The sequence below is a fragment of the Aminivibrio pyruvatiphilus genome (assembly GCF_004366815.1).
GTDB classification, from domain to species: domain Bacteria; phylum Synergistota; class Synergistia; order Synergistales; family Aminobacteriaceae; genus Aminivibrio; species Aminivibrio pyruvatiphilus.
The window spans coordinates 1-11170 of record NZ_SORI01000039.1 but is presented as its reverse complement, the minus strand read 5'-3'; the positions used below and the strand labels follow the sequence as shown (position 1 = coordinate 11170).

Annotated in this window: 7 protein-coding genes and 2 pseudogenes; 2 read left to right on the top strand and 7 right to left on the bottom strand. The window is 51.0% G+C overall.

What is annotated here, in order from left to right; translation table 11 throughout:
* Positions 1-176: 176 nt before the first annotated feature.
* The 3 genes and pseudogenes from C8D99_RS14750 to C8D99_RS15805 all read right to left on the bottom strand — a co-directional run.
* Complete coding sequence (locus tag C8D99_RS14750; RefSeq protein WP_208321214.1) at positions 177-875, bottom strand: ATP-binding protein; 699 nt, start codon at positions 873-875, stop codon at positions 177-179.
* An 8-nt stretch (positions 876-883) separates the two neighbouring features.
* Complete coding sequence (istA, locus tag C8D99_RS14745; RefSeq protein WP_208321213.1) at positions 884-1993, bottom strand: IS21 family transposase; 1110 nt, start codon at positions 1991-1993, stop codon at positions 884-886.
* A 328-nt stretch (positions 1994-2321) separates the two neighbouring features.
* A pseudogene (locus C8D99_RS15805) lies at positions 2322-2441 on the bottom strand (helix-turn-helix domain-containing protein); the annotation flags it as partial.
* Between the two features lie 163 nt (positions 2442-2604).
* On the opposite strand from C8D99_RS15805, the pseudogene C8D99_RS15615 reads away from it, so the two are divergent.
* Positions 2605-2815 (top strand): annotated as a pseudogene (locus C8D99_RS15615) (transposase); the annotation flags it as partial.
* A 128-nt stretch (positions 2816-2943) separates the two neighbouring features.
* Here C8D99_RS15615 and C8D99_RS14735 read toward each other — a convergent pair.
* From C8D99_RS14735 to C8D99_RS14720, 4 genes are read right to left on the bottom strand one after another with little or no spacing between them, the layout of a single operon-like run.
* The gene (locus C8D99_RS14735) at positions 2944-3936 is read right to left on the bottom strand and encodes a glycosyltransferase family 2 protein (protein ID WP_133959267.1); all 993 of its coding nucleotides are present in this window, start codon (positions 3934-3936) and stop codon (positions 2944-2946) included.
* Positions 3933-5249, bottom strand: a complete 1317-nt coding sequence (locus tag C8D99_RS14730) for a polysaccharide pyruvyl transferase family protein (protein ID WP_133959266.1) — start codon at positions 5247-5249, stop codon at positions 3933-3935. Before C8D99_RS14730 ends, C8D99_RS14735 begins: the two co-directional genes overlap by 4 nt.
* Positions 5250-5272: 23 nt before the next feature.
* Positions 5273-6667, bottom strand: a complete 1395-nt coding sequence (locus C8D99_RS14725; protein ID WP_243833966.1) for a Coenzyme F420 hydrogenase/dehydrogenase, beta subunit C-terminal domain — start codon at positions 6665-6667, stop codon at positions 5273-5275.
* A 38-nt stretch (positions 6668-6705) separates the two neighbouring features.
* Entirely contained in the window at positions 6706-8271 is a 1566-nt protein-coding gene (locus tag C8D99_RS14720) for a lipopolysaccharide biosynthesis protein (protein ID WP_133959264.1), read from the bottom strand.
* 1074 nt (positions 8272-9345) lie between these two features.
* Between C8D99_RS14720 and C8D99_RS14715 the strand changes: the two genes are divergently transcribed.
* On the top strand, positions 9346-11046 hold the full coding sequence (locus C8D99_RS14715) for a S8 family serine peptidase (protein ID WP_166670233.1): 1701 nt from the start codon (positions 9346-9348) through the stop codon (positions 11044-11046).
* The last annotated feature ends 124 nt before the right edge of the window (positions 11047-11170 follow it).

Here is an 11170-nt window from a genome sequence, read left to right as displayed (position 1 = left end):
TGTCGTTTTTCCTTGTCCCAGTAGGACGCCGATTCATACGCATAGGTGATTCCGGAACGTTTATCCTTTTGAAAGACGATGCTTGCCACGACCCCCATCACCTCGTTATGTTTATTGTAACACGTAACGATGCGATGGTCAAGTCGACGATTGTCAAAGTGCGATCATTGCTTGGTTTATAGTGATTTCCCCGGCAACCTCGTTATGAATGGCCGGGAATCCAGGATGGCATCGGCGACGACTCCTTCACCGATCTTCGAGTGCCATCCTTCAGGAGTGAACTGGGAGCTGAAGATGGTGGACGATACCCCGAGCCTCCGCTCCACTATTTCCAGCAGATCTCTCGCCTCGGTGGTGTTCAGGGGAAACAGAAGCCATTCGTCGAGGATCAGCAGGCGAATCCTTCTGTACCCTTCGAGGGCGTCTTCAAACACTCCCATGCCGCGGGCTACGGCGAGTTCGTTCAGCAGCTCGGGGAGGCGGATGTACCGGACGGAGTAGAAGCGTCTGCAGGCGGCCACTCCAAGGGCGCAGGAGAGGAATGACTTTCCGCATCCCGAGGCTCCGATGAGTATTACATTCTGGCCGCTGTCGATATAGGAGCACGACGCCAGCCGCGTTATCTGCCCCCTGTCCAGCCTGCGGTCGTCGTGGTATTCGATGTTCTCCACGCAGGCGCCGCTGTCGTGAAAATCCGCCTTGCGTATCAGGTTCTCGACACGGGTGCTCCGCCGCCGCGCCCACTCGGAATCCACCATCATCCCGAACCGTTCCTCGAATCCGAGGGAGCCGAAGGCGGGGTCCTCCATCTGCCTTCTGTAGTTTTCCGCCATGGCGTGAAGGCGGAGTTCATGGAGCTTGTTCAGCGTCGTCATGTCCAGCATTATTTCTTTCCCCCGTGGTACTCGGCACCTCTGACCAGTCCGTAGCTTTCACTGTCTTTGTCCTGCCGTGCCGTTTCCGGGACGGCAGGGGATGTCTTCACTCTGTCCTGTCCGGTGGTCAGGATGGTCTTGACGTTCCTGTACCCCGGCCGGGGGGTGTAGAGCAGCGCCTTTTCACAGGCGGCTTCCAGTCTTTCGAAGGAGCAGGTGTCACCGAGCCTGACGAGGCCGTAGCAGCTTCTGTAGCTTTGCTGCTCGACTGCGTGGGCGGAGAGGATTCCCCGCATGACGACCGCTGTGTGGGGGCCCACGTCCTCGGCCCACGAGACGAAGCGGCTGCCGTCCCAGAGGCTGTATTTCCTGTGCTCCGGCGGCATGTGGGACGGTACGGTGGAGCACTGGCCGGGACGGCCCCTCAGCCGGGTGTGGGAGCATACCCTCTGGCCGTCGAAGAAGATTTCCACGACGTTCCGGGTCAGCCGGATCTCCATTTCGTGGCCGATGTATTCGTACGGGACGCTGTAGAGCATCTTTTCGACAGAGACATGGTACGACTTGTCCGCTATGGCCTTCTTCCACGAAGAGAGCTCGTAGGGGATTTCCGGCAGGGGCAGAAGAGCGGCCTTCTCCTCGGCGAGAAAGGCGTCGAGCCTGCTGCCTTCCTTTTTCTGGAAGGGTTTGGCGTTGAACCGCTCGAGCTTCTCGGCTATCCCCTCGTTCAGTTCACGGATACTGAAGAACACCCGGTCCCGGAGCGCCGCCAGGATCCACGTGGTGACGATTCCGACCGTTCCTTCGGCATTCGGTTTGTCCCGGGGTTTCCTGACCCTCGCCGGGATGACCGCCGTGCCGTAGTGTTCCGCCAGTTCACGGTAGACCCGGTTGATGACGGGGTCGTACCTGTCCGCCCTGGTGATTCCGGTTTTGAGGTTGTCGGGAACCAGGATGCGGGGCACGCCGCCGAAGTACCGGAACATGTTCACGTGCGCGGTCAGCCGGCTCTCCTGGTCCTGGTCGGAGAAGGCCTCCACGTACGCGTACCGGCTGCTGGAGAGTACACCGACGAATACATACCGGCGCTTCCATTCGGTCTCCCGTATCCGGGTCAAGCCAGAGGGCCTTTTGCCCCGCCCAGTCCACTTCGGCGCTTTCTCCAGGTCTGCGGACCAGTCTCATGGTGGCTTCCGCGCTCTGTGCGTATTTCTGGTAGCACAGGCAGAACTGGGAGTACATGAGGGGAATGTCGCCGTTTGTTCGGCACTTCTCGCAGTACTCCTGCCACAGGAGCGTGAGCGTCACACCGCTTTTGCCCATCTCCCTGTGGATGTACTCGTAGTCGGGCCTGGTGCGGGAAAACGGCGCCGGAACACCGGGGAAAAAGAGGTCCCGGAGGTCTCCGTTGGTCTTTTCCTCGGCACTCTGCCACGTCATCCCGTGCTCCCGAGCCTTGCCGAGCACTCTCGCCACGGTGTTGCGCGAGCATCCGCAGCTTTTCGCGATGTCTCTGCCGCTTATTCCCTGATGGTTCAGCCGAAGTATCTCCCGATAGTCTGTCATGACTACCTCCTGTAGATGGATTCACGTCCAAGATGCAACGCGTTCATCCATCTTATGAGAAGGTTCTGAATATGGCTTTCCCGTCGGAAGGCCGGCTCAGTTTGGTCGGAACACCGGCTCCACTTCATCGGAACGGTGGCTCAATTTACTCCGGTGTACCCACCAGGGCAAGATGAAGGCGGACCTTCACGAGATCTGGATGGCCGAGACGAAGGAAGAAGCGAGGAAAGCCTTCGACAGGGCAGCGGCCAAATACGGGGCCAAAATACCCCAAGGCGATTGACTGCCTGACCAAAGACCGGGAGGAACTCCTGGCTTTCTACAACTTCCCTGCGGTGCACTGGGTGCACATACGGACGAGCAATCCCGTGGAAGTGGAGGCGTTCGCGAGCGTTTTCTGGCTGGCGGTTCATCGATCTTCATCTCCCCGTATTTTCTGGGGTAAGAAACCTTTCATTAGCGCTATTTTACAGAGTTGAAGGGGAATTTGCCCGAGACTTTTTCAGAGTTTCCTTAGATTTTGGAAAAATTTACCCTCCCATATTGAATAAAGAATACCGAAAGCACGAGATTTTACTAAGATATAGTCAAGTAGAATTCTTTTGTTTTTATTTTTTATTATTCGCATTAAACTAACTTGACATATTTTATCAATTGCTTCTTTTTTCACTTCCTCTATTTCGTCTGATGAAGCAATTCTGTTTATGTGACGCAAGGCGTTTGTCAACCCCATAAAATAGAAATCAAGAGAGGAACGTTTCCATTGATTATTGGCAGATTCTGCAAAGGCATTATAAATATAAGTATAAACAAATAAACAATCTTGTAAAGCCTTCAAAGATGGGTTACGTGTGACTGAATTTGGATTATCAACATAATAGTAAAGATTCTGAACAACGAAAGCAACCTTTTTTGCTTTTCTCAATGCAAAAAAAAGAAGCAGCAAATCTTCACCGTATTCTAGGTTTTTCGTTGCATTACAATCCTCATATTGAATTAAGTCTCTTAATATCACTTTATTACATAAAGAACCATTCCTATTGCGAATTATAGTTCTCACTATAGCCTCTTGACTTTCTTCTACTCCAAGTCCTTCGTACGTTAGGAGAGGATATGCTTCTCCTCCCCGCACCTTATACACCCCGCAAATTACTATTTCTGCTCCTGTTTCCATCGCTCTCCCGTACATTTTCGATATCATATCGGGAGCAATGTAGTCATCAGCATCGACGAAACCAAGGTACTCTCCTCTGCTGGCGCTGATGCCGGTCCACCGAGCGAGTGCTACCCCTCCATTGGGCTGGTCGATAAGAACGAAATTTGGATATTTGTTGTACTCTTCAGCTACCTGAAGAGTACCATCCTTTGAACCGTCGTTGACCAGGATAACCTCCATGGATTCATGGAAATCCGAAGCAAAGACGCTGTCAAGGCATCTCCTGAGTGTTTTTTCCGCATTATATGCCGGGATGATGACGCTGATTTTTAGGTTCATGACAGTCTTTTCCTCTTTTCCAGTGAACTTCTCTTTAAACCAGAAATTATAGAGGCAATCTCACTGACCTGTTGAAAAGCCCTTTCCTCACATTCTCTACGCCTTTTTTCTATCAGGCCGCATAATGCTTGATATTCTGATTCAATAAAATCAATTCTTTCTCTTACTTCCTTTGCGATTTTACAATCCGTCCATTTTTCAGTACCACAAGCATCAATTACAAATCGGGAAATTCCCATCCCCTTTGAGAGAACACCGTCGTATTTCACGCTGTAGGAAAGCGCTATGACTGGTTTCCCCATCTGGATCGAAGAGATGGCAGCATGCATTCTGCCCGTGATTGTCCATCGGCCATTGCCAAGGATCAACCTCGCCTCGTAAGGCAATAGTTCATCATCTATGATCACCAGTTTCTTTAAAACCCAGTCCAGACTCCTGTCCTTAAGACAATTTACTACATCTCTCATTACAAACCGGTCATCGGAAGAAACAGGCCGGACAACATGGGCAAGGAAAACCAGTTTTTCCACATCTTCTCTACCTGCTATTTCTCTCAGGATTTCAGCAAAATTATCAATAAAATCACTTCTCCGCTCCGTATAGTGGGCGGTGAGGCCGGAACCTACGACTGTCGCATATTTTCCTGGCTCTAGAGAATATCTTGAAAGGATCCTGTCCTCTTCTTCTTTGTTGTTCTGAAAAGGCAGGTCAAGAAATGCAAGGTCTCTTGAAGAACTGGCATTCTCCAAACCAAGTTCTTTGACACAGTACTCCCATGTCGGGTCATCCCGGGTGTACAGTAAAGTTTTTTTTAGACAAAAGGACGCCCATTTCTTTCTGTAGGATGTGAATGGGCCTATCGTCTGTCCTGGAAGAATCAAGGAGATTTTCCGCGAAATATACCAAAGGTTAGCCAATTCAAAAGCGACAAATCTTTTCCCGTAATATTCCGAAAGATCGTCGCCTCCGAGGATTATCTCTAAATCAGAGTTCTTAACGAGGTAATCCTGTCTCTTTTTCCCGCTTCTAACCAATGCAGGGATGCACAGCACTTTCCGCCACTTTGGCATGTCCTTCCATTTTGCTGGGCGGGTGAAACCTCCGTCATACGGCGGGAGAACATGGATGTTTGAAAGGCCGGTGGATGCCTGAAGCCGTTCAAGGTCTTCAGGCGAGCTTGCATCAGTGTAAAACACGAGATCTTCCGGGCACAACCTTGCCAGGTGGTCGATCAATGCGATGGCCATCATGGCGCTGCCGTAATTGAATGTATTGGGAATATGGGAAATGTGGATCCGTATAGGTTTTTTCATGGTTCCTCCTTGAGGATATCTCGTTACTTTCGTCCTGCTTTCTTTTTGATCGCCCTGAGTATTTTTCCTGCTGCCCGTCTCGGCAATGAAGCAAATCGTACAATTTTCGAGATGCGCTGAAGCCTTTTCAGTTCCGGAGAGATCCGCGCCCTGAATTCTCCTGCGCTTTCCTTTGGGATATCCCAGGCCCGGGTTTCTGAACTGATGGAATCCACGGCATCAACATGGTATCTCGCAAGGCAGTTCAGCGCGGAAACATCAGGAGGGACTCTTTTCGTCAACGGTCGCTCCCCGATTGTTTTAGGGCGGCTCGAGAGTCGATACGAGAGAACCTTGCGTTTGTTCTCAATGACGCCCTGCTGGCTCTGGATGATTTTTTCCACCGGAATCCTGCTGAGATCCAGTTGGCTGCCGCTGTTCCGCTCCAGAATCTTCAGAATCTCAGGATTTCGGATAATGGCGAGGCTCGTGCCTCTGCTGTCATTCACGTACTCCGGCAGCCAGGCGTCCATGAACACAGCGTCCGCTGTCTCGGCGAAGATGTCGTCACAATAGCCGCATGATTCGAGGGTAAACCACCGGTCTCCCCAGATTCTGGAGACCCCCTCGGTCCATGAGATTTTCCCTTCTTTTCCTGAAATCCCCCTGCAGAGGAAGTTATAGTCACTTGCCGGGGCGTCATTCCGCTTTCCTCTGAAATAGACTTTTTCCAGGGATTCTTCAACTCCCGCAAGGGAAGCGATGTACTGTGTGTATTTCCTGCTTTTCATCTGACCGCAGACAATGCCGAGGAGGAAAGGTATTTTTCGTTCGAGAGTTTTATCCGCCCTTGCTGCGAGGCGGATCGCCTTGACGAAACAGGGAAGGCCGATCACCGCGAATTGTTTGTTCGTTCTTTTGATATACCGCATCATTTCGGAGAACTCCACTGGATAGTAAGCGGACCCCCTTGCCCGCTCCAGGTCTTCTGGCTTATCAAGGCGGGCGAAGCGGAAAAGTTTTTCGGGGTCTTCATTTGGCTCCACACAGATGACTTCATCCACGAACCCATTTGCGAGAAGCTCACCGAGAACCCAGCTTGCGAAACCTCCCGAGGCGCTTTTTCCCCTTTCGATTTCATCACTTACCGCGCCTGCATAACATGCCAGCCAAAATCCCGTTTCAGGCGTGTGCTGCATGGAGTTTATTGCTTCGAACCGTTCTTTCCCAAGCTGGTTTTCATCTGGATTACCAGGGTAAAAAGGGCAGACTCTCAGGCAAAGGGTACAGCTGTCAATACAGCGTCCCTGGTCTGTGGGCATGTACTCTCCCTGTTCGTTCCATTCCATTGCAAGATTTCCCGCAGGGCAGACTCCGGCGCATACGCCGCAGCCTGAGCAGAGGTTGTTTTGAACAACGAGGTCAAAGACGTTTTTCATCACTATCACCCTTGATCATCCTATGTTTGCATTTCTATCTAAGTGCGTAGTTTTGTTGATAGTTTTCGCATTTTTTCAGGCACCATAGACAGAAGGAAGTTTTTTTCGTCACTGTTCATCAGCAGGTACCAGACAACAGGAACATAAATGATGAAGAAAAGGCTTGAAACCAAAAATAACCCTGTCCAGCTATTGATATAAACCAAATGCCTCAGGACAAAGGCAGAGAGCCCTAATCCTGCTGCCGCTGCAACTGATTTTGTCATTGGCATCAAAAAGAGAGAAAATTTTTTTCCCATTACTGCAGAAGCATACCAGGGCGTGAAAAGGGCGTTCTTGAGAGTCAGCATAATTGCCCCGGCAAGGGCAATTCCGTACATGCCGAGATTCCCGATCACTACAAAAAAGAATGAAAGCCCGATATTCGCAATTCCCATGAACAGGGTGACAAGTCCGGGCACTCTCACCTGGTTATAGGCCATGTTTATCATGAAAAGCGGAAGGACAGCCAGGTTAATGACAAGGTGTCCGAGCATCAGTACCATGAGAGGCGCTAGCCCTGCGAATTCTCTGCCAAGCCAAACAGAAAGGATGTTTGGTGCGAGACCGCAGAGAAACCCTATGGGAAACGCCATACCGATTCCCATGAAGAATACCGCTTTTTTTGCGATGCCTTCGACGCCTTCAAAATCATTCCGGGCATATGAAATCATCACCAGAGGGCTTAACACTCCCGATACGATTCCTGCCATGCTCCGTATCAAAGTGCTCCACTGCAGTACGGCAGCATATTCACCCGCCGGGGCTGCTCCCAATAATTTATTTGCCAAAATAAGTTCAACCTGCAAAAAGAGGAGTGAACCAACCTGGTTTATCAGAATCCAGCCACCCATTGTTCCCATTTGGCCGAGACGGGGTCTGTCGAAATATTTGGGAGCCAGATGCAAAAAAGAAGCAAGGCCCTTGCCGTTGTTATAATACCCCCACAATATGAACGAAGCACCGAAGAAATAACCAAACCCCGCCCAAAACAGGTTTGCTCCCCAAAAATAAAAGAAAAAGATTACTAATACTGTTCTTATGAGAGTTCCTGCCATATTCACACAATTTGTCAGATCAAGGCGATTGTATGAGTAGGCGATGGCACCTAACGGACCTGCTAGAGTTGTGAGAAGAAACGCAGAGAGTATTGAGAAAAAAAGCCATCGGGATTCCTGCTCAATTCCCTGCGGTATTGTGAAGAAACGTTCAACGTGAAAGCTGAAGGCGGCTATTGCAACCAAAAGACAAAGGCAAACAAGAAAAAGTGCCCAGAATGCAGTATTGAGAGTCCTGTTTGCAGATTCCTTATTTTCGCTTTGGATATCTATCGTCAGAAATCGGCCGACAGATCCGCTGATGGAAACTGTGACAAGCCCCGCGTAGTTGGTCAGTGAAGCAGCGAGGGGAATCAGCCCATAGGCGGCAATACCAACATGGCGAATTAAATAGGGTACAAACCATATACCAATAACAACGTGGAGCAAGAAACTGAGGATATTTGCAAGTGCGTTTCTAGGGACCTGCTTTAGAAGGTCACCATGAACAAGTTCTTTTACGGCCATTTTTGCCTCCGCCTATTTTCCCATTTTTTCAAACTCAAAGACCTGACCATAATCAAGATAAATCAAAAAAGTCCATCATTTCTGTTTCTACTAAAAAGCGATTCCGTTTTGATAGCACTTTTTGATTCCCTTATTTACGAGGAACCAAAGTGTGAACAATGCTTTTGAGTAATTTTATTACTCGATAGTTTCAAAGTCAATTTTCAACCGTTATTTGTGTTACGAGACAGTGATAATGTCATACCTGAAACGGGACAGGGACCTGGTTTTGAGACCCTCAGAACCAACCAGATCCTTCCGGCGATGGAACAGCCCTCAGGATGACATATCGAAGGCAAGGTCAGATTCTTCGTCGCTCCGCTCCTCAGAATGACATCATCACGGTGCAGGCCTCGGGTTGGTTGTCGTCCTGAGCAACGCGGAAGGACCTGGTTTTAGGGCCTTCAGAATCAAGCAGATCCTTCGGGCGGTGGAACAGGCCTCAGGATGACATATCGAAGGCAAGGTCAGATTCTTCGTCGTTGCGCTCCTCAGAATGACATTATCACGGTGCAGGCCTCGGGTTGGTTGTCGTCCTGAGCAACGCGAAGGACCTGGCTTTAGGGCCTTTAGAACCAAAACCAGATTCTTCGTCGCTACGCTCCTCAGAATGACAGAAATTTCCAGCGCTCCTCAGAATGACATCATCACGGTGCAGGCCTCGGGTTGGTTGTCGCCCTGAACAACGTGAAGGACCTTGTTTTAGGGCCTTTAGAACCAAAACCAGATTCTTCGTCGCTACGCTCCTCAGAATGACAGAAATTTCCAGCGCTCCTCAGAATGACGACAGTTTACAACGATCCTTAGACAGTTCAAGCCTGCGCTCGTAAAACCAGGTTCTCACTGGGAACAACAGGTTCTTCTCTGCGCCATACCAGTAAATATTGGAATAATTGAGAAACGTGCCTTTTCGTGCTAAAGTTTTATTGTAGTCCATTCTGTTTTTCCCGCTTTTTTGCTGATCATGAAAGGAAGTCGACAGCTATGCACCGTTGGGGTAAAGGCTTCTTCTGTTTGTTCGTAACAGGTGTTCTTTTGATTTCTTCAGGCTGCGCCTTCGCCTCTATTCCCGAGGGGGCCGAATATGTTCCCGGCGAGGCACTGGTGATGTTCAAAACGGGGGCTTCATCCTCCTCCGCTTCCCTTGCGGCGGCATCAGTGAACGCCTCGGACCACAGGGTGTTTGCCGCCCTCTCCCGTACGGTTGGAAAGCAGGTGATGCTGGTCCGCAGTCCGGGCACGGCCACGGAAGAACTGATCGCCAGGCTGGGAAGTATGCCGGATGTGGAAGCGGCAGAGCCGAACTATATCCGGCGGGTGTTCGCAACGGTTCCCAACGACACCTATTTCGGCAACCAGTGGGGGCTGTCCAATACGGGGTCTTCTGGAGGAGTGAGAGGGGCGGACGTCAGCGCTCCTGACGGATGGGACATCCGCAATGCAGCACACGGGAAAGTGGTGGCCATCCTGGATACAGGTGCAGACCTGAGCCATCCTGATCTTGCAGCGAACCTGTGGACTGACGGGAGCGGAAAATCGGGCTACGATTTCGTGAACAATGACGACGATCCGGAGGACGACAACGGGCACGGGACCCACGTGGCAGGCATCATCGGGGCCGTGGGGAACAACGGCCTGGGGGTTTCGGGCGTGGCATGGAACGTGAAGATGATCCCCCTGAAGATCGGCGACGGAGTGGGCAGAGTGTTTACCAGCGCCGAAATTGCCGCCATGGACTGGATCCTCGAAAAGAAAGACGCCGGTGTGGACATCGCTGTGGTCAACGGGTCGTACGGGGGATATGCATCTTCACTCGTCCAGCAGAACGCGATTTCCGGCCTTGCGAACAAAGGAATCATTTTTGTGGCGGCGGCGGGAAACGAGTCGAACAACAACGACCTGATGCCGTCGTACCCGGCATGCTATGACCTGCCGAACATCATCTCGGTGGCGGCGACGGACAAATACGATACCCTGGCGGATTTCTCGAACTTCGGCAAGAATACGGTACACCTCGCAGCACCGGGAGAGGGAATTCTCAGCAGCTACACGTCGTATACCCCTTCGGCAGGGGATCCGTTCTTTGACGACGTATCGGATATCGCCCGGTGGATCCACGGGGCGGAGGAAGGTTCCGTGGACGGATGGTCGGCCGGAACGTTTGATTCGCGCCCGGTATTGATGAGCGGATACGAAACGGACAATACGTCATGGATCCTGCCGAAGGATGCCATAGACCTTTCGGGCACGCTGGAAGAGCCTATTGTCCTGGGCTTTCCCGCTGCCCTTGATATTATGGAGGGTGAGGATTTCCTGAGGGTGTACTTCTCCTCCGACAACGGAGCGGCATGGACAGAAGTCTACGAGATTTCGGCGAATACGGACTATTATTTTATTGATTTCAGGATCTCGGTCCCGGACAGTTTCAAGACTCGGGAATTTCTGTTCAAAATAGAACTTGAGACCGGAAGTACGGGAGCAGGCCTCAACGGGATAATGATGGGCGAAACGGGAGTGGGCGGTGCCGAATCCCTGTACAGCTCCCTGGACGGCACATCAATGGCAGCCCCCTTCGTGACGGGAGCCGTGGCCCTGGCCGCATCCCAGTTCCCTGACCAGTCGCCGAGGACCCGGGTCCTGGAAAACGTGGACACTATCGATTCACTGAAAAACCTCACCATCACGGGAGGGCGGCTCCCGACTTCGCCGTTTTTTCCGAGAAAACAAGGATTTTGAAAAAAGGAATGCAGTGTTCATGGGGGTTTAGAAAATCAGGAAGCCGGAAATTGAAATGTAGTGCCTAGCGTCTTTGCCCTATTGACAGATTGCCTTTCTCCGGATATACTTCTTTTATGTATAT